Source organism: Cellulosimicrobium sp. 72-3, assembly GCF_013127315.1.
Taxonomy (GTDB): domain Bacteria; phylum Actinomycetota; class Actinomycetes; order Actinomycetales; family Cellulomonadaceae; genus Cellulosimicrobium; species Cellulosimicrobium funkei.
In genome coordinates this window covers 1,852,767-1,870,672 of the sequence record NZ_CP053419.1, presented here as the reverse complement: position 1 = coordinate 1,870,672, position 17,906 = coordinate 1,852,767, and the positions used below count along the sequence as shown (strand labels likewise).

General features: G+C 76.3%; 16 protein-coding genes and 1 riboswitch. Of the genes, 5 read left to right on the top strand and 11 right to left on the bottom strand.

The features are described 5' to 3' along the window. Positions 1-10: 10 nt before the first annotated feature. The 7 genes from HKK73_RS08455 to HKK73_RS08425 form a co-directional block, all read right to left on the bottom strand. Complete coding sequence (locus HKK73_RS08455; RefSeq protein WP_171467809.1) at positions 11-547, bottom strand: arginine repressor; 537 nt, start codon at positions 545-547, stop codon at positions 11-13. Then, a complete protein-coding gene (gene argF / locus HKK73_RS08450) occupies positions 544-1,479 on the bottom strand; it encodes an ornithine carbamoyltransferase (protein ID WP_114553706.1) in 936 nt (311 codons plus the stop codon). The genes HKK73_RS08455 and argF overlap by 4 nt, the downstream gene beginning before the upstream one ends. Further along, entirely contained in the window at positions 1,479-2,711 is a 1,233-nt protein-coding gene (locus HKK73_RS08445) for an acetylornithine transaminase (RefSeq protein ID WP_171468717.1), read from the bottom strand. Before HKK73_RS08445 ends, argF begins: the two co-directional genes overlap by 1 nt. A 110-nt stretch (positions 2,712-2,821) precedes the next feature. After that, complete coding sequence (gene argB / locus HKK73_RS08440; protein ID WP_114553398.1) at positions 2,822-3,808, bottom strand: acetylglutamate kinase; 987 nt, start codon at positions 3,806-3,808, stop codon at positions 2,822-2,824. Then, the gene (gene argJ, locus HKK73_RS08435) at positions 3,805-5,016 is read right to left on the bottom strand and encodes a bifunctional glutamate N-acetyltransferase/amino-acid acetyltransferase ArgJ (RefSeq protein WP_085388065.1); all 1,212 of its coding nucleotides are present in this window, start codon (positions 5,014-5,016) and stop codon (positions 3,805-3,807) included. The genes argB and argJ overlap by 4 nt, the downstream gene beginning before the upstream one ends. Then, a complete protein-coding gene (gene argC, locus HKK73_RS08430) occupies positions 5,013-6,107 on the bottom strand; it encodes an N-acetyl-gamma-glutamyl-phosphate reductase (protein WP_171467808.1) in 1,095 nt (364 codons plus the stop codon). The genes argJ and argC overlap by 4 nt, the downstream gene beginning before the upstream one ends. A 541-nt stretch (positions 6,108-6,648) precedes the next feature. Beyond that, complete coding sequence (locus HKK73_RS08425; RefSeq protein ID WP_305792573.1) at positions 6,649-8,403, bottom strand: 2-isopropylmalate synthase; 1,755 nt, start codon at positions 8,401-8,403, stop codon at positions 6,649-6,651. Between the two features lie 180 nt (positions 8,404-8,583). Between HKK73_RS08425 and HKK73_RS08420 the strand changes: the two genes are divergently transcribed. Genes HKK73_RS08420 through HKK73_RS08405 form a run of 4 tightly spaced genes read left to right on the top strand, consistent with a single transcriptional unit; the run spans position 8,584 to position 11,678 of the window. Next, positions 8,584-9,276, top strand: coding sequence for a FadR/GntR family transcriptional regulator (locus HKK73_RS08420; RefSeq protein ID WP_171467807.1), 693 nt, complete (start codon positions 8,584-8,586; stop codon positions 9,274-9,276). Positions 9,277-9,302: 26 nt separating this feature from the next. Beyond that, the gene (locus HKK73_RS08415; RefSeq protein WP_171467806.1) at positions 9,303-10,352 is read left to right on the top strand and encodes a quinone oxidoreductase; all 1,050 of its coding nucleotides are present in this window, start codon (positions 9,303-9,305) and stop codon (positions 10,350-10,352) included. After that, complete coding sequence (locus HKK73_RS08410; RefSeq protein ID WP_171467805.1) at positions 10,349-10,630, top strand: hypothetical protein; 282 nt, start codon at positions 10,349-10,351, stop codon at positions 10,628-10,630. The genes HKK73_RS08415 and HKK73_RS08410 overlap by 4 nt, the downstream gene beginning before the upstream one ends. 37 nt (positions 10,631-10,667) lie before the next feature. Next, complete coding sequence (locus tag HKK73_RS08405; RefSeq protein ID WP_085388070.1) at positions 10,668-11,678, top strand: DUF4862 family protein; 1,011 nt, start codon at positions 10,668-10,670, stop codon at positions 11,676-11,678. A 64-nt stretch (positions 11,679-11,742) separates the two neighbouring features. Here the strand turns inward: HKK73_RS08405 and thiD are convergent, their stop codons facing one another. Then, on the bottom strand, positions 11,743-12,603 hold the full coding sequence (thiD, locus tag HKK73_RS08400) for a bifunctional hydroxymethylpyrimidine kinase/phosphomethylpyrimidine kinase (RefSeq protein WP_253705854.1): 861 nt from the start codon (positions 12,601-12,603) through the stop codon (positions 11,743-11,745). Between the two features lie 104 nt (positions 12,604-12,707). Next, a riboswitch (TPP riboswitch) is annotated at positions 12,708-12,802 on the bottom strand. A gap of 77 nt (positions 12,803-12,879) precedes the next feature. Here thiD and HKK73_RS08395 point away from each other — a divergent pair. Then, on the top strand, positions 12,880-13,104 hold the full coding sequence (locus HKK73_RS08395) for a hypothetical protein (protein ID WP_034651423.1): 225 nt from the start codon (positions 12,880-12,882) through the stop codon (positions 13,102-13,104). 72 nt (positions 13,105-13,176) lie between these two features. Here the strand turns inward: HKK73_RS08395 and HKK73_RS08390 are convergent, their stop codons facing one another. From HKK73_RS08390 to pheS, 3 genes are read right to left on the bottom strand one after another with little or no spacing between them, the layout of a single operon-like run. After that, positions 13,177-14,061: an SDR family oxidoreductase gene (locus tag HKK73_RS08390; protein ID WP_171467803.1), complete on the bottom strand. Its 885-nt coding sequence runs from the start codon at positions 14,059-14,061 to the stop codon at positions 13,177-13,179. After that, positions 14,058-16,679 carry a phenylalanine--tRNA ligase subunit beta gene (gene pheT / locus HKK73_RS08385; protein ID WP_171467802.1) on the bottom strand — a complete coding sequence of 874 codons (2,622 nt, stop codon included), beginning with the start codon at positions 16,677-16,679 and terminating at the stop codon, positions 14,058-14,060. The genes HKK73_RS08390 and pheT overlap by 4 nt, the downstream gene beginning before the upstream one ends. After that, entirely contained in the window at positions 16,679-17,800 is a 1,122-nt protein-coding gene (gene pheS / locus HKK73_RS08380) for a phenylalanine--tRNA ligase subunit alpha (RefSeq protein WP_083712017.1), read from the bottom strand. Before pheS ends, pheT begins: the two co-directional genes overlap by 1 nt. Positions 17,801-17,906: the final 106 nt, after the last annotated feature.

The following is a 17,906-nucleotide window of genomic DNA, read 5'->3' as shown; positions in this document are numbered from 1 at the left end:
CCGACGGCGGTCAGTCCGGCGTGCCGGGGACGGTCCCGCCGTGGGGTCCGGAGAGCTCGAGGAAGCGCCGCGCGAGGTCCGCGCCGCCGTCGGGGTCGCGCGCGATGACGAGGATCGTGTCGTCGCCCGCGATGCAGCCGAGCACGTGCGGGAGCACGGAGTGGTCGATCGCCGACGCGAGGTAGTTCGCAGCACCGGGGGGCGTGCGCAGCACGACGAGGTTCGCGGACGCCTCGGCGGACACGAGCATCTCCGAGCACAGGCGCGCGAGCCGGGCCGCGAGGTACTCGGGCGACTCCGCCGTCTGCACGCTGCGGTCCCCGCCCTCCCCCGGCACCGCGTACACGAGCGCGCCCGAGGCGCCGCGCACCTTCTCCGCGCGCAGCTCGATGAGGTCGCGCGACAGCGTCGCCTGGGTCACCGACAGGCCCTCGCGCTCGAGCTCGCGCGCGAGCTCCGCCTGGGAGTGGATCTCGGTGCGGCGCACGATCTCGGCGATGCGCGCGTGGCGCGCCGTCTTCGTCGTCGCCGTGCGGGCCTCGGTCACGACCGCTCCAGGAGGAACGTGAGCAGCGCCTTCTGCGCGTGCAGCCGGTTCTCCGCCTCGTCCCACACCGCCGAGCGGGGGCCGTCGATCACCTCGGCGGTGATCTCCTTGCCCCGGTAGGCGGGCAGGCAGTGCAGCACGATCGCGTCGGGCTTGGCGTGCGCGAGGAGCTCGTCGTTCACCTGGTACGGCACGAACGGCAGGGCGCGGTCCTCGGCCTCCGCCTCGTCGCCCATGGACACCCACGTGTCGGTCGCGACGACGTCCGCCCCCGCGACGGCCTCGACGGGGTCGGCCGTGACGAGCACCGAGCCGCCGGTCTCGGCCGCGATCCGCTCGGCGTCGGCGACGAAGACCGGGTGCGGCGGGTACCCGTCCGGCGTGCCGACCCGCACGTGCAGGCCCGCGGTCGCGCCGCCGAGCAGGTAGGAGTGCGCCATGTTGTTCGCGCCGTCGCCGACGTACGCGAGCGTCTGGCCCGCGAGCGCGCCCGTCCCGCCGCGGAGCTGGGCGATCGTCAGGAGGTCCGCGAGGATCTGGCACGGGTGGAAGTCGTCGGTGAGCGCGTTGACGACCGGGACCCGGCTGATCGCCGCCATCTCCTCGATCCGGTCCTGGCCGAACGTGCGCCACACGATGGCGGACGCCTGCCGGTCGAGGACGCGCGTGACGTCCGCGACGGACTCGCGCACCCCGACCTGGGCGAGCCGGCCGTCCACGACGACCGGGAAGCCGCCGAGCTCGGCGATGCCCGTCGCGAACGAGAGCTGCGTGCGCAGCGTCGGCTTGTCGAACAGGACGGCCACGCCCTGCGGCCCGGCGAGCGGCTGGCGGAACGTGCGGTCGTCGCGGAACGCGAGGCCGATCTCGAGGACCTGACGCTGCTCGGCGGGCGTGAGGTCGTCGTCGCGCAGGAAGTGCCGGGGGGCCATCAGGAGCTCCTCGTCGTGGGGTCGGTCGTGGGGGTGGTGGGTGCGCCGGCCGGGGCGGCGGGGTCCTCGGGGACCGCGACCGCGGCGAAGAACGCGACGACGTCGCGCGCCTGGTCGGGCGTGAGGACGAGAGGCGGCGCGAGCCGGATCGCGTCGGGCGCGACGGCGTTGACGACGAAGCCCGCGTCGAGCGCCGTGCGCGCGACGTCGGCCGCGACGGGCCGCGTGAGCTGCACGGCGAGCAGGAGCCCGCGGCCGCGCACGCCCGCGACGAGCGGGTTCCCCGCACGGGCGATGCCGTCGCGCAGGAGCGCCCCGACGGCCCGCACGTTCTCGAGCAGCCCGTCGCGCTCGATCACCCCGAGCGTCGCGAGCGCCGCCGCCGCCGCCACGGGGTTGCCGCCGAACGTCGTCCCGTGCTGGCCGCGGCCGAGCAGCGTCGCCGCCCGCTCGCCGTACGCGACCACCGCGCCGACGGGGAACCCACCGCCGAGGCCCTTGGCGAGCGTGACGACGTCGGGCACGACGCCGCCGCCCACCTCCCGCTGCTGGTAGGCGAACCACGAGCCGGTGCGCCCGACGCCGGTCTGGACCTCGTCGAGGACGAGCAGCGCGCCGTGGCGCGCGGTGAGCTCGCGCGCGGCGACGAGGTAGCCCGGCGAGAGCGCGCGCACGCCGGCCTCGCCCTGCACGGGCTCGACGACGAGCGCCGCGACCTCGCCGCGGGCCGCCACGGCCGCGGGCGAGAAGGCCTCCTCGAGCGCGGCGACGTCGTCGAACGCGACGAACTCGACACCACCCGGGAGCGGCTCGAACGGCTCGCGGTACGCGGCCTTCGACGTCAGCGCGAGGGCCCCCATGGTCCGCCCGTGGAAGCCGCCCTGGAGCGCGAGGACCCGCGTGCGGCCCGTGCGGCGCGTCATCTTGAACGCCGCCTCGTTGGCCTCCGTGCCCGAGTTCGTGAAGAACACGCGCGACCCCTCGGGCGCCTCCGCGAGCGCGAGCAGGCGCTCGGCGAGCGCGATCTGCGTCGGGGTGCCGAAGAAGTTCGAGACGTGCCCGAGCGTGCCGAGCTGGGCCGAGACCGCCGCCGTGAGCGTCGGGTGGGCGTGGCCGAGCGCGTTGACCGCGATGCCCGCGAGCAGGTCGAGGTACCGCTTCCCGTCGGCGTCCCACACGTACGCGCCCTCGCCGCGCACGAGGACGCGCTGCGGCGGGCCGAACGTGTCCATGACCGCGTGGGTGTAGCGGTCGGTCCACTGCGCGACGGAGCCGTCGGCCGGGGCCGTCACGGTGGTCGTCGGTGCGGGCGCGGGCGCGCCCGTCGGGTGGTCGAGCGCGTTCACGCGGCCCCTCCGGCGGTCGTGGTGAGCGCGGGCGCCGGCGCGCCCGCGGCGTCGGGGACGACCATCGTCCCGTTGCCCTGGGTGGTGAAGACCTCGAGCAGCGTCGAGTGCGGCACGCGGCCGTCGATGACCGTCGCCGCGGGGACCCCGCCCTCGACGGCGCGCAAGCACGCCTCCATCTTGGGGACCATGCCCGCCGAGAGCGACGGCAGGAGCGCCGCGAGCTCCGAGCGCGTGATCTGCGCGACGAGCGAGCCGCGGTCCGGCCACGACGTGTACAGGCCCTCGACGTCGGTCAGGACGACGAGCTTCTTCGCGCCGAGCGCGACCGCGAGCGCCGCGGCGGCGGTGTCCGCGTTGACGTTGAGCACCTGGGTCGGGTCCTCGAGGTCGGGGGCGATGGTCGACACGACGGGGATGCGGCCGGCGTCGAGCAGGTCCTGGACCGCGGACGGGTGCACCTCGACGACGTCGCCGACGAGCCCGACGTCGACCGGCTCGCCGTCGACGGTCGCGTGCCGGCGCTGGGCCTGCAGCAGGCCGCCGTCCTCGCCCGAGAGCCCGACGGCGTACGGGCCGTGCGCGTTGATGAGGCCGACGAGCTCGCGCGAGACCTGGCCGGTGAGGACCATGCGCACGACGTCCATCGCCTCCGGCGTCGTGACGCGCAGGCCCCCGCGGAACTCGGACTCGATGCCGAGCCGGTCGAGCATCGCGGAGATCTGCGGGCCCCCGCCGTGCACGACGACCGGGCGCAGCCCGACGCGGCGCAGGAACACCATGTCCTCGGCGAACGCGGCCTTGAGCGTGTCGTCGACCATGGCGTTGCCGCCGTACTTGACGACGACGAGCGCGCCGGCGAACTCCTCGAGCCACGGCAGGGCCTCGACGAGCACCTCGGCCTTCTGCTCGGGGCGCAGGTCGGTGCGGGTGTCGAACGCGGCGTCGTCCGGGTGGGGCGTGGGCGTGGTGGGGGCGCTCATGAGGAGTACGCGCTGTTCTCGTGGACGTAGTCGTGCGTGAGGTCGTTGGTCCAGACGGTCGCGCTCGCGGAGCCGGCGTGCAGGTCGATCTCGACGCGCACCTCCCGCTCGGCGGCGAGGTCGACGAGCTCGCGGGGCTCGCCCACTCCCCCGGCCCGGCAGACCTGGACGCCGTTGACCGTCACGTCGAGCAGGAGCGCGTCGAACGGCGCGACGTCCTCGGGGACGGTCCCGACGGCGGACACGATGCGGCCCCAGTTCGGGTCGTTGCCGAAGATCGCGGCCTTGAACAGGTTGGACCGCGTCACGGCGCGCGCGACGGCGACCGCGGCGTCCTCGCTGGACGCACCCACCACCGTGACGGCGACGTCGTGGCTCGCGCCCTCCGCGTCGGCGACGAGCTGGCGCGCGAGCGACCCGCACGCCTCCGTGACGGCGTCGGTGAGCGCGTCGAGACCGACCTCGACCCCGGACGCGCCCGACGCGAGCAGGATCACGGTGTCGTTCGTCGACATGCAGCCGTCGGAGTCGACGCGGTCGAACGTCGTGCGGGTCGCGGCGCGCAGCGCGGCGTCGGCCGTCGCGGCGTCGACGACGGCGTCCGTCGTCAGCACGCACAGCATGGTCGCGAGGCCCGGCGCGAGCATGCCCGCGCCCTTCGCCATGCCGCCCACGGACCACGTCGCGGCACCGTCCGTCGCGGTGGCGTCCGTGACCTCGCGGACCACCGCCACCGTCTTCGGCACGGTGTCCGTCGTCATGATGGCGAGCGCGGCGTCGCCGCCGCCGTCGACCGCGGCGACCGGGTCCGCGAGCGCCGCCGCGGCGGCGTCGACGCCCGCGAGGAGCGTGTCCATGGGCAGCCGCACGCCGATGAGGCCCGTCGAGCAGACGAGCACGTCGCCCGCCGACGTCGCAAGCACGTCGGCGACGTGCTCCGCCGTGCGGTGCGTGTCGGCGAAGCCCTCCGGCCCGGTGCACGCGTTCGCGCCGCCCGAGTTGAGCACGACGGCCGTCGCGCGCCCGTCGCGCACGGCCTGGCGCGTCCAGGCGACCGGCGCGGCGAACACCCGGTTCGTCGTGAGGACGGCCGCGGCGACGTCGAGCGGCCCGTCGTTGACGACGAGCGCGACGTCGCGAGCGCCGGTGGACTTGAGCCCGGCGGCGACGCCGGCGGCCCGGAAGCCCTGCGGGGTGGTGACGGTCACGGGGCGACCCCCTCGGTCGTGAGGCCCGCCGTCTGCGGCAGGCCGAGCGCGATGTTCATGGACTGCACCGCGGCGCCCGCGGTGCCCTTGACGAGGTTGTCGATCGCCGTGACGGTGACGACGCGGCCCGCCGCGTGGTCGACCGCGACCTGGACGAGCGCGATGTTCGCGCCGAGGGTCATCGCCGTCGTCGGCCACTGGCCCGCAGGCAGCACGCGGACGAACGGCTCGCCGACGTACGCGTCCTCCCAGGCCTGGCGGACGCGCGCGTCGAGCGCCGCGGGGTCGAGGCGCGCGGCGTCGTCGGACAGGCGCGCCGTCACCGTGGCGAGGATGCCGCGCGACATGGGCACGAGCGTGGGCGTGAAGGAGATGCTCACGGCCGGGGCCCCCGCGGCCCGCAGGTTCTGCGCGATCTCCGGGATGTGCCGGTGCGACCCGCCGACGGCGTACGGCTGCGCCGACCCGAGCGCCTCGGACGCGAGCAGGTGCGGCTTGAGCGACTTCCCCGCGCCCGAGTACCCGTTGGCGAGCACCGCGACGAGGTCCGTGCCCTCGACGAGCCCGGCGGCGACGCCCGGCTGGATGCCGAGCGTGACGGCCGTGACGTTGCACCCGGGGACGGCCACGCGCCGCGCACCGGCGAGCCGCTCACGCTGCCGGGTCTCGGTCGCCGCGGCACCCGGCACGTTCGTCAGCAGGAGCTCCGGCAGCCCGTACGGCCACGTGCCCGCGTGCTCGGAGCCGTAGAACGCCGACCAGTCCGCGGCGGACTCGAGCCGGTGGTCCGCGCCGAGGTCGAGCACGAGCACGTCGTCGGGGAGCTGCGCCGCGATCTCGCCCGAGGCACCGTGCGGCAGCGCGAGCACGACGACGTCGTGCCCCACGAGGTGCTCGACCGCCGTCGGCAGGAGCACGCGGTCGGCCAGGGATCGCAGGTGCGGCTGGTGCTCGCCGAGGAGCGTGCCCGCGTTGCTGTGCGCCGTCACGGCGCCGATCTCCACCTCGGGGTGCCCGGCGAGCAGGCGGAGCGTCTCCCCGCCCGCGTACCCGGACGCACCCGCGACCGCGACTCTGATCGTCATATGCATCACTATACATACTTATGCAACGGTCGGACCGGAGGTCCCGCCCCACGGTACGCGGGGTCGAGCTGGTGGGGTCAACGGTCCGCGGGTCACGTCCGCGGATCGGCATCGGCCTCCAGCCCTGCGGCCGGTCCGCCGGACTCGTCCGAGCCGACATGCGGTGACGACAAGCGAGAAGCAGCCCCACGAGCGGGGCTCGGAGGGGCAACTTCTCGCTTCTCAGCGGAACGTCCGGGACCGAGGCGACGGGCCGAGCCTGACCGAACCGCCGGGCCTGACCACGGTCGTGCGGTGCGGGACAGGACGAGCGGTGGGTCGGACCGTGCGCGAAGGACGTCAAGGCGCACTCCTTCGACCTCCGCCCGGAAGACCAGGGCGACGGTGCGCCAGTCCGAGCGCACGGTCCGACCCCACCGCGGACCCGACCCTGCGGGCCGTAGATCCCTGCAGACCCGCGGAGCCGGCCCCGCGGGCCGTAGACCGATGCAGACCCGCGGACCCGACCCCGCGGGCCGTAGACCGATGCAGACCCGCGAACCCGGCCTCAGTCCGCCGCCGCGCAGACCGCACGGACGGCCGCTCCCAGGACGGACGCGTCACGACCCACGGTCCAGCGCGGGCCGCCGTCGGGGCCGCGGTGCTCGAGGTAGGTCACCGCGGTCGCGTCGCTCCCGCTGCCGACGGACTGCTGGGTGAGCGAGAGGACCTCGACCGGGCGGCCGAGGCGGGCCAGCGCGTCGACGAGGGCGTCGACCGCGCCGGTGCCCGTCCCGGACGCGGCGACGCGCTCGCCGTCGACCGTGACCTCGAGGTCGAGGCGCTCCGTCCCGTCGTCGGCGCGCCGGCTCGTCCACGCGACGGGTGCGACGGCACCCGGGCGCGCGTAGGCCGCGTCGAACAGCGTGAGGAGGACGTCGGGCGTCACCTCGGCACCGGTGGCGTCGGCGTGCTCCTGGACGCGGCGCGCGAGGTCCACCTGGAGGCCCCGGGGCAGGTCCAGGCCGTGGACCGACTGCAGCACGTACGCGACGCCGCCCTTCCCGGACTGGCTGTTCACGCGCACGAGGGCCTCGTACGACCTCCCGAGGTCCGCGGGGTCGACCGGCAGGTACGGCACGCGCCACGGCGCGGCCGCGGGGTCGAGGCCGGCCGCCGCGGCGTCGGCCCGGTGCCGCGCCATCCCCTTGCGGATCGCGTCCTGGTGCGTGCCGGAGTAGGCGGTGTGCACCAGGTCGCCCACGTACGGGTGGCGCGGGTGGACGTCGATCCGGTTGCACGCCACGACGACGTCGCGGATCGCGTCGAGGTCGGAGAAGTCGACCATCGGGTCGACGCCCTGCGCGTGCAGGTTGAGGCCCAGCGTCACGAGGTCGACGTTCCCGGTGCGCTCGCCGTTGCCGAACAGGCACCCCTCGACGCGCTGCGCGCCCGCGAGGACCGCGAGCTCGGCGCACGCGACGCCGGTGCCCCGGTCGTTGTGCGGGTGGACCGAGAGGATCACGCCCTCGCGCCGCGCGAGGTTCCGGTCCATGTACTCGATCTGGTCGGCGTAGACGTTGGGCGTCGCGACCTCGACCGTGGCGGGGAGGTTGAGGACGACGGGCCGCTCGGGCGTCGCGTCCCAGAGCGTCGTCATGCGGTCGCACACGTCGAGCACGTAGTCGGGCTCGGTGAGGTTGAACACCTCGGGCGAGAACTCGAACCGGACGCGCGGGTCGTCGCCGGCGTGGCGCAGCACCTCGGTCCCGGCGTCGGTGATCAGCCGGGCGAGCTCCTCGCGGTCGCGGCCAAGCACCACGTCGCGCCAGACGGGCGCCGTCGCGGCGTACACGTGGACGACGACCGGGTTGCGCAGCCCGCGCACCGACTCGACCGTGCGCGCGATGAGGTCGGCGCGCGCGGCGGTGAACACGACGACGGTCACGTGCTCGGGCGCGAGGTCGGTCTCGGCGAGCAGGCGCACGAAGTCGAGGTCGGTCTGCGACGCCGACGGGTAGCCCACCTCGATCTCGGTGTACCCCATCGCGACGAGCAGCTCGAAGAAGCGGCGCTTGCGCGCCGGGTCCATCGGTTCCGCGAGCGCCTGGTTGCCGTCGCGCAGGTCGACGGGGACCCACAGCGGCGCCTGGGTGAGCCGGCGGTTCGGCCAGCGGCGGTCGGGCAGGTCGGGCACGTCGACACGGGCGTGGACGTCGGCGTAGCGGGACGACGGCATGGGCGACGGGCGCTGCCGGTTCCACGACGGCGTGGTCCTGGCGGCGGGGCGGTCCGTGCGGGCGGGCGTGGCGGAGACGGTCATGGCGGTCCTTCGGCTGGAGCCCCGGGGTGGCGGGGCGCGGGACGACCGGCGCACGACGGACCCCCACGGCGGGGGGCCGGTCCGGTCAGACCCCGCCGTGGCGCCGAAGGAGGAGCGCCGTCCAGGACATGCGGGGTACGCTAGCGCCGATCAAGTCCTCAGACAACCTGAGAGGTTTCCATGACCGCGCTGCAGCGACGCCCCCTGGCCGACCAGGCCGCCGAGCTCCTGCTCGAACGCGTGCGCTCCGGTGCCTGGCCCCTCGACCACCGGCTGCCCGGGGAGCAGGCGCTCGCCGCCGAGCTCGGCGTGGGCCGATCGACCGTCCGCGAGGCGATCCGCCAGCTCGCGGGCCGCGGCGTCCTCGACAGCAGGCAGGGCTCGGGCGTGTACGTCGTCTCGACGGACACCACCGACGACTGGGACGAGGTGCTGCGCCGCGGCGAGATCGTCGACGTGCTCGAGGTGCGCGCCGCGCTGGAGGCGGAGGCCGCGGGGCTCGCCGCCGCGCGCCGCACGCCCGCGGACCTGCGCACCATGACGACGGCGCTCGCCCGCCGCGGGCAGGTCGCGGCGACGGCGTCGCCCGCCGAGTACGTGGACGCGGACCTCGCGTTCCACCGGGCGGTCGTCGACGCCGCGCACAACGCGGTGCTCGCCGAGCTCTTCGCGACCTTCGTCCCGCGCCTGCGTCGCGCGATGGTCGCCATGGTCGACCTCGACCGGACGGGCACGACGCACCGGGACGACCAGGACGCGCACGAGGCGATCCTCGACGCCGTCCGCGACCGGGACACCGGCCGCGCCGCGGCGGCGGCGCGCGAGCACCTCGCGTCCGTGCACGCGAAGGTCGCCGACCGAGGGCGACCGTGACCGCCGCGCGACCCTAGGCTGAGGCCATGCACGCGATCGTGGCCCGCGCGGCGGGCGGTCCCGAGGTCCTCGAGTACACCGAGCTGCCCGACCCGTCGCCGGGCCCGGGGCAGCTCCTCGTCCGCTCCGCGGTGGCGGGCGTGAACTTCATCGACACGTACAAGCGCTCCGGCGTGTACGCGATGGAGTACCCGCACGTCGTCGGGAGCGAGGGGGCCGGGGTCGTCGCCGAGGTGGGCGAGGGGGTCGAGGGGTTCGCCGTCGGCGACCGCGTCGTGTGGACCGAGGCGCCGGGGTCGTACGCGGAGCTCGTCGTGGTGGACGCCGGGCAGGCGCTGCACGTGCCGGACGCCGTCTCGCTCGAGGGCGCGACCGCCGTCGCGCTCCAGGGGCTCACGGCGCACTACCTGTGCACGTCGTCGTACCCCGTGCGTCCGGGCGACCGTGTGCTCGTGCACGCGGGCGCGGGCGGCGTCGGGCTGCTCCTGACCCAGATGCTCGTGGCGCGGGGCGCGCACGTGATCTCCACGGTCTCGACCCCCGAGAAGGCGGAGCTGTCCCGCGGCGCGGGCGCCGAGCACGCGATCCAGTACACGGCGTTCGCCGACCTCACCGCCGAGCTGCCGGAGGTCGTGCGCGGGCTCACGGGCGGCGAGGGCGTCGCGGCGGTGTACGACTCGGTCGGCAAGGACACGTTCGACGCGTCGCTCGCGTCGCTGCGCCGCCGCGGCACGCTCGTCCTCTACGGCGGCTCCTCCGGGCAGGTCCCGCCGTTCGACCCGCAGCGCCTCAACGCGGGCGGCTCGCTCTTCCTCACGCGGCCCAAGCTCGCCGACCACACGGCGACGCGCGCCGAGCTCGTCGAGCGCGCGACCGAGGTGCTCGGCGCCGTCGCGGGCGGCACGCTGCACGCGCGCGTCGGCGCGACGTTCCCGCTCGCCGACGCCGCCGACGCCCACCGCGCGCTCGAGGGACGGGCGACCACCGGCAAGGTGCTGCTCCGTCCCGCCGGGGCGGACGACGCTCACGCCACCACGACCGGGACCACGACCGGCACGACGACCGGGACCGCGTGAGCTGGGACTGGGTGCCGCCGCGCCCGGGCGAGGAGGACGGCTCCGACGGCGGCCCCTCCCCCGCGCTGCGCCGCACCGTGACGGTGCTCGCCGTGCTGCTCACCGCGGTGTTCATCGTCTACTACGTGACCGTGGCGGTGCGCCAGCAGGCCGACGCGTGCGTCGCCGACCGGCCCGCGGGCGTCGCGGTGCAGGACGTCGAGGCACGGTGGCGCTGGGTGCCGCCGGGCTACGCGTGCGAGTACGCCACCGCCGACCAGGACGTCGCCCGCGCCTGACCCGCCCGGCATCCCCCACCACCACCGACGAGGACCGATGACCGACCTGCACGACCGCCCCCTGACCCTGCTCGGCGCCTATGCCCTCGCCGGCGTCCCCGACCCGGGCGGCTGGTACGCCGCCCTCGACGAGGACGGCCTCGGCGGCCTCGAGCACCCCGTCGACCCGGACGACACGGATGCGCTCGCGACGACCGCGGCCGCGCTCCCGGCGCACTGGGCGCTGCTGCCGACGACGGTCGCCGCGACGGCCCGCCGCGCCACGGCCGACCGCTCCTACGGCCTCGCGTCCGACGACGAGGAGGGTCGGTGCGAGGCGGTCGACGGCGTCGCGCGCGTCCTCGCGGCCGTGACGCGGCTCGCCGAGGCGGAGGGTCGACGACGCGTCGTCGCGGTCGAGCTCCAGTCCGCGCCCGGTCCCGGCCGCGGGTCCGGCGCGGCGCTCGCGCGCAGCCTCACCGAGCTGGCCGCCGTCGCGCCCGCCGGGCTGCCGCTCGTGGTGGAGCACTGCGACGCGCCCCGCCCGTGGGGCGTCGCGGAGAAGGGCTTCCTCGCGCTCGACGACGAGATCGCCGCCGTCGCGCGCGCGGCCCGGGACACGGGCCACCCCCTGCACGTCGGGCTCAACTGGGGTCGGTCCGCCATCGAGGGGCGCAGCGCCGCGACGCCCGTCGAGCACGCGCGGGCGGCCGCCGGCGCGGGCCTCCTCGCGAGCGCGATGCTCTCCGGTGCCGCCGGCCGGCCCGGCCGGTGGGGCGCGCCGTGGGCGGACGCGCACGTGCCGCCCCACGGCCCGGACCCCGCGCTCCCCGGCCCGGACGAGTCGATGCTCGGCCCGGCCGAGGTGCGCGAGTTCCTCGCCGCGGCGGGGCCCGTCCCGCTCGTCGGCGCCAAGGTGACCACGCGGCCCGCGGACGCCCCGCCCGCGCAGCGCCTCGCCGTCGCGCGCGCGACGCTCGCCGTGCTCCGCGACGCGCTGGCCGATCTCGACACCGACCGCGGAGTCGGCCGCAGGGCCGACCACGCACCGAGCCGCCCCACGGCCTGAGCGCGTCCCGCGGGCCGGGGCCAGGCACGTCGCAGCAGCCCGGGCTCGGCCGGTCGGCCCAGGCTCAGCCCCGCCGCACGGGCGCCGAGCGGTGCAGGTGGTCCACGGGCCCCCGGCCCGTCCCCACCCGCAGCGCGGCGCCGGCACGCAGCGCGCCCGTGAGCCACTCCTTCGCCTCGCGCGCGGACTCCTCCCAGCTCGCGCGCTGCGGCCGCAGCGCCGCGAGCGCCGCCGAGAGCGAGCACCCCGTGCCGTGGGTGTGGGGCGTGTCGACGCGCTCGGCGTCGAACGTCGTGACGGTGACCGCCCCCGGCGCGCGGCCCGTCGTCGGCCCGGGCGCGGGGACGACGAGCGCGTCGGGCGACGTGCGTCCGGTGAGGTGACCGCCCTTGAGCAGCACGACGGCGTCGCTCGCGGTCGCGTACGACGTCGCCTGGTGCAGGGCGTCGTCCCACGTCGTCGCGGGCTCCTGCCCGCCGAGGACGGCGAGCTCGGGCAGGTTCGGCGTGACGACGTCGGCGCGCGCCGCGAGGTCGCGCACGGCCTGCTCGGCACCCGCGTCGAGCAGGCGGTGGCCGGACGTCGCGACCATCACCGGGTCCAGGACGACCCAGGGCCGCGGAGCACCCGTGGCGGCGCGCGCCGCGGCGAGGTCGTCGAGCCACTCCCCGACGGCGCGGGCGTTCGCCTCGTCCGCGACCATGCCGATCTTCACGGCATCGACGTCGACGTCGTCGGACACGGCGTCGAGCTGCGCGCGCAGGAACGCCGGCCCGGGGACGTGCACCGACCGCACGCCGTGGGTGTTCTGCGCGACGAGCGCCGTGGTGACGGCCATGCCGTAGGCGCCGTGCGCGCAGAACGCCTTGAGGTCGGCCTGGATCCCGGCGCCGCCGGTCGGGTCGGTCCCCGCGACGGAGAGCACGCGGGGGCGGGACGGTGCCGGGTCGGGCCCACGGCCCGGGTCGGGTCGGTGATCACGGTCCGCGGGGGCGGGGACCGGGTCGGAGGTGTGCCGAGGCAGGGCGAGCGTCATCGCGCGGACATCCCTTCGCTGGTACGAGCCAGATCAGGTTCGACGGGTCTCATCTCAGCCCCGGTGCGGGGCACCCCGTGTCGCGGGCCATGCTACGCGGCGACCCGTGCGCTTTTCACCCGCCCCGACGCGTGAGACGACGCGCGTGCGCGCGTCTTTCCGGGTATGACGCAGCACGTCGCCCCCGCGACCCGCCCCTTCCTGCCGGACGCGCCCGTCCCGGTCCAGGTGCCCGCCCTCTGCACGACGTTCGACCGCGACGGCCGGCGGGTCGTGCTCACGGGCGTCGTCACGCACGACGCAGGCGGGCTCGTGGCGTTCGAGTACGAGCACCCCGAGCGGGGCCTGTGGCACGTGTGGGTCGACCGGGACACGTGCGTCCCGCTGTGACCCGGTGCCCGGACGCACGGACGCCGCCCGACCGGGGGGTCGGGCGGCGTCGGCCGTGCGGGGTGCGTGCGCTCAGCGGGCGGGGAGCTCTCCCGGCATCGGGTCGTCGGCGCCCCAGCGCGTGACGCGCAGCCGACGGCCGTCCGGCCCGGGCAGCGCGACGCCCGCGCGGGCGGCCTCCTGGGCGGCCGCGCGGAGCGACCCGGGCGAGTCGTGCGTCACGCGCACGAACGCCCCCGAGAACGCGTCGAGCTCGCCGCGGGCGATCGCGACGACCATCTCGACCGTGCGCTCGACGGGCGTCCACTCCGTGCGACCCTCGTGCATGACCATGGACGCCGTCATGTCGGTCTGCACGACGCCCGGCGACACCTCGAAGGTCCGCAGCCCGAGCGCGTGGCCCGAGCGGTGGAGGTTCGCCCCGAGGCGCAGCAGCGCCGTCTTGCTCGCGTTGTACGCGCTCGCGCCCTCCATGTCGTGAGAGCCCGCGCCGCTGTTGAGGTCGACGACGCGGCCGCCGCCGCGCGCGAGCATCCCGGGGACGACCGCGCGCGCGAGCAGGAACGGCCCGCGCACGTTGGTCTCCAGGACGGCCCACCACTCGTCGGGGTCCGCCTCCCAGAGCGGCACCTCGGCGTCGACCCGGCCCGCGTTGTTGACGAGCAGGTCCACGCTCCCGAGCGCGGCCTCGACCTCGCGGACGGCCGCGGCCACCGCCGCCGCGTCGGTCACGTCCGCCGTGACGACGACGGCCCGGCCCGCGCCGGCGAGCGCGGCGATCTCGTCGGCCACCCCGGCGAGCCGGCCCGCGTCGCGCGCGAGGAGCGCGACGTCGAGACCGGCCGCGGCGAGCCCGACGGCGACCGCGCGGCCGATGCCGCGCGACGCCCCGGTGACGAGCGCGGTGCGCGCGGGCACCACGTCCGGCGTCGTGCCCTCCCCCGGTGCGTCGCTCATGCGCGCAGCTCCGCCCCGACGCGCTCGCGCGCGGCGGCCACGGCGCCCTGCCGGACCCGCGCGACGTCGTCGGCGGTGAGGGTGCGGTCCGCGGCGCGCAGCCGCAGCGAGAACGCGAGCGACTTGCGCCCGGCGCCCACCTGCTCGCCCGTGAAGACGTCGAACAGCACGACCTCCTCGGCGAGCTCGCCGGCGCCCTCGACGACCGCGGCGCGCAGCGCCTCGGCCGGCACGTCGGCGGCGACGACGAACGCGAGGTCCTCCTTCGCCGCCGGGAACCCGGAGACCGGGGTCGCCTGGACGGGCTCGTCGGACGCACCTGCGACGAGCGCCGACAGGTCGAGCTCGAACGCTACGGAGCGGGCGGGCAGGCCGACGTTCTCGAGCACCTTGGGGTGCAGCTCGCCCGCGTGCCCGACGACCGTCCCGTCGGCGAGCTCGAGGCGCGCGCAGCGCCCGGGGTGGAACGGGGCCCGCGCGGTGTCGGCGACCACGCGCACGGCGTCGTCCCCCCGCAGGCCGGCGCGGTCCGCGACCAGGCGCGCCGCGTCGAGCGCGTCCGTCCAGTCCGCCGGCCGGCCGGGGCCCCACCAGCCCGCCCGCTCGCGACGACCGACCAGGACGCCCGCGACGTGGCGCGGCTGCGCCGGGAGCGCGGCCTCGATCGCGGCGAGGTCGTCGTCGGAGGGACGCACCCCGCCGGGCAGCGACGGCGCGGCCGGGGCGCCCGGGCGCGGGTGCGTCACGAGCCCGACCTCGAACACGGCGACGTCCCCGAGCCCGCGGCCCACGTTGCGGCGCGTGGTCTCCAGGAGCGTGCTCAGCACGTCCGTGCGCATCAGGGGACGGTCGTCGGCCAGCGGGTTGAGCAGGCGCAGCGCCCGGCGGCGCTCGTCGTCCGCGGGGATCCGCAGCGCGTCGAGCTCGCCCTCGCCGACGAACGGGTAGCTCAGCGTCTCGACGAAGCCGTGCTCGGCGAGCGCGCGAGCGACCGAGCGGCGCACGCGCTGCTCGCGCGTGAGCCCGCGGCCGCCGGGCGCCGCGGGGAGCACCGACGGGATCTCGTCGTACCCGACGAGGCGCGCGACCTCCTCGACCAGCTCGGCCGGCTCGGTGAGGTCGGGGCGCCACGACGGCGGGGTCACGACGACGACGCCCGTCGCGGCGGCGTCGTCCGCGTCGACCGTGCACCCGATCGCCCCGAGCGTCCCGACGACCTGCTCGAGCGTGTACGGCACGCCGACGAGACGCTCGGCCTCGCCGACGGGCAGGTGGATCGGCGTGGGCGCGGTCACGCGGTCGAGGTCGCTGACGGCCGGGTCGGCGGTCCCGCCGCCGAGCTCGACGAGCAGGTCGACGACGCGCTGCGCCGCGACCGCGGGCAGCAGCGGGTCCACCCCGCGCTCGAACCGCTTCGCGGCCTCGCTCGACAGCTTGTGGCGGCGCGACGTGCGCGCGACCGTCACGGGGTCGAAGTGGGCGGCCTCGACGAGCACCGCCGTCGTCTCCGGCCCGACCTCCGAGGAGGCACCGCCCATGACGCCGGCGAGACCCAGCACGCGCGCGCCGCGCGCACCGTCGGGGCTGTCGGTGATGAGCAGGTCCTCCGGGTCGAGCGCGCGGTCCACGTCGTCGAGCGTCGTGAGCCGCTCGCCCGGAGCGGCGCGCCGCACCACGACGGGGGCCGCGACCTTCTCGAGGTCGTACGCGTGCAGCGGCTGCCCGAGGTCGAGCATGACGTAGTTCGTCACGTCGACCGCGAGCGAGATGGGCCGCATGCCCGACGCCGTGAGGCGGCGCTGCATCCACGCCGGCGTCTGCGCCGCGGGGTCGAGCCCGCGCACGACGCGCGTGACGAACCGGTCGCACCCGACGACGCCGTGGACCGGCGCCGCGTCGTCGACCTCGACGGGGAAGCCGTCGGGCGTCGCCGCGGGCGGGGGCGTGGGCAGGGAGCCGGGCAGGCCCGGGTCCGTGAAGCGCGCGCCCGTCGAGTGCGAGAACTCGCGCGCGACGCCGCGGTAGGAGAACGCGTACCCGCGGTCGGGCGTCACGTTGATCTCGAGCACCTCGTCGCCGAGCCCGAGCAGCGCGACCGCGTCCTGCCCCGGGGTGAGGTCCTCGGCCGCGTACCCGAGCCGCGGCAGCACGATGATGCCGTCGTGGTCCTCGCCGAGGCCGAGCTCGCGCTGCGAGCAGATCATGCCGTCGGACACGTGCCCGTACGTCTTGCGGCTCGCGATGGGGAACGGACCGGGCAGGACGGAGCCCGGCAGCGCGACGACGACGAGGTCGCCCGGCGCGAAGTTGTGCGCGCCGCACACGATGCCGCGCGCACCACCCGCCGGCATGTCGGCCGGCTCGACGCCCTTGATCTCGGCGGCGTTGTGCTCCGGCCCGACGTCGACCAGGCACCAGTTGATCGTCTTGCCGTTCTTCTGCGGCTCGGGCGTCATCTCGAGGACGCGCCCGACGACGAGGGGACCCGTCACGGCCGCGCCGTGGATCGCCTCCTCCTCCAGGCCGACGCGGACGAGGTCGGCGGCGAGCCGCTCGGCGGTGAGCCCCGCGGGCAGCTCGACGTGGTCGCCCAGCCAGTCGATGGCGACGTACGGCATCAGATCTCCGTTCCGAACTGGGCGGAGAAGCGCACGTCGCCCTCCACCATGTCGTGCATGTCCGCGATCCCGTGGCGCAGCATGAGCGTGCGCTCGATGCCCATGCCGAACGCGAAGCCCGAGTACTCGTCGGGGTCGACCCCGACGGACCGCAGCACGTTCGGGTTGACCATGCCGCAGCCGCCCCACTCGATCCAGCCCGGCCCGCCCTTCTTCTGGGGGAACCACAGGTCCATCTCGGCGCTCGGCTCGGTGAACGGGAAGTACGCGGGCCGCAGGCGCGTGCGCGCGTCCGGGCCGAACATCGCGCGCGCGAACGCGTCGAGCGTGCCGAGCAGGTGCGCCATGGTCAGGCCCTTGTCGATCGCCAGGCCCTCGACCTGGTGGAAGACGGGCGTGTGCGTCGCGTCGAGCGCGTCCGTGCGGAACGTCTTGCCCGGGCACGCCACGTACAGCGGCACGCCGCGCTCGAGCAGCGAGCGGGCCTGGACCGGCGACGTGTGGGTGCGCAGCACGAGGTTCGACGGCTCCGCGCCGTCCTCGCCGTCGGGGCCGGCGACGTAGAACGTGTCCTGCATCTGGCGCGCGGGGTGGTCCACGCCGAAGTTCAGGGCGTCGAAGTTGAACCACTCCGCCTCGACCTCGGGGCCCTCCGCGATCTCCCAGCCCATACCGACGAAGAAGTCCGCGACGCGCTCCTGCAGCGTCTCGAGCGGGTGCCGCGCGCCCGCGGGGACGCGGTCCACGGGCAGCGTGACGTCCACGGCCTCCTCGACGAGGACGCGCTCGTCGCGCTCGGCCTCGAGCTCGGCCTGGCGCGCGGCGAGGGCCTGGTTGAGCCGGCCGCGCAGCGGGCCGAGGAGCTTGCCCGCGGTCTTCTTGTCCGCGGGGGCGAGCGAACCGATCTGGCGGTTCGCGAGCGCGAGCGGGCTGCGGTCGCCCGCGTGCTCGGTGCGCACGCGCTTGAGCGCGTCGAGGTCGCCGGCCGCGGCGACGGCGGCGAGCGCGGCGTCGAGCGCGCGCTGCAGCGCGTCGGCGTCGAGCGGGGAGGGTCCGGTGGTGGTGTCCGGTCCGCCGTCGCCCGCGTGGGGGGTGACGACGTCGGCGTCAGGGCTGGACATGCGTGCCTTCCTGGCGAGGGCGGGACTGCGGGGAGCGGACGACGGCCGGCGTCGACCCGCGGCACGCGCCGCTCGGGGCGGGGCGTGCGGGGCGCGCACGTGCGCG

Excerpts from the sequence above, each read along its gene's own strand:
- HKK73_RS08405 (WP_085388070.1), top strand. The coding sequence starts at position 10,668 with ATGACCGACCTGCACGACCGCCCCCTGACCCTGCTCGGCGCCTATGCC.
- HKK73_RS08415 (WP_171467806.1), top strand. The coding sequence starts at position 9,303 with ATGCACGCGATCGTGGCCCGCGCGGCGGGCGGTCCCGAGGTCCTCGAG.
- HKK73_RS08425 (WP_305792573.1), bottom strand. The coding sequence starts at position 8,403 with ATGACCGTCTCCGCCACGCCCGCCCGCACGGACCGCCCCGCCGCCAGG.
- argC (WP_171467808.1), bottom strand. The coding sequence starts at position 6,107 with ATGCATATGACGATCAGAGTCGCGGTCGCGGGTGCGTCCGGGTACGCG.
- HKK73_RS08395 (WP_034651423.1), top strand. The coding sequence starts at position 12,880 with ATGACGCAGCACGTCGCCCCCGCGACCCGCCCCTTCCTGCCGGACGCG.
- argB (WP_114553398.1), bottom strand. The coding sequence starts at position 3,808 with ATGAGCGCCCCCACCACGCCCACGCCCCACCCGGACGACGCCGCGTTC.
- pheS (WP_083712017.1), bottom strand. The coding sequence starts at position 17,800 with ATGTCCAGCCCTGACGCCGACGTCGTCACCCCCCACGCGGGCGACGGC.
- HKK73_RS08390 (WP_171467803.1), bottom strand. The coding sequence starts at position 14,061 with ATGAGCGACGCACCGGGGGAGGGCACGACGCCGGACGTGGTGCCCGCG.
- HKK73_RS08445 (WP_171468717.1), bottom strand. The coding sequence starts at position 2,711 with ATGGACACGTTCGGCCCGCCGCAGCGCGTCCTCGTGCGCGGCGAGGGC.
- argF (WP_114553706.1), bottom strand. The coding sequence starts at position 1,479 with ATGGCCCCCCGGCACTTCCTGCGCGACGACGACCTCACGCCCGCCGAG.
- pheT (WP_171467802.1), bottom strand. The coding sequence starts at position 16,679 with ATGCCGTACGTCGCCATCGACTGGCTGGGCGACCACGTCGAGCTGCCC.
- HKK73_RS08420 (WP_171467807.1), top strand. The coding sequence starts at position 8,584 with ATGACCGCGCTGCAGCGACGCCCCCTGGCCGACCAGGCCGCCGAGCTC.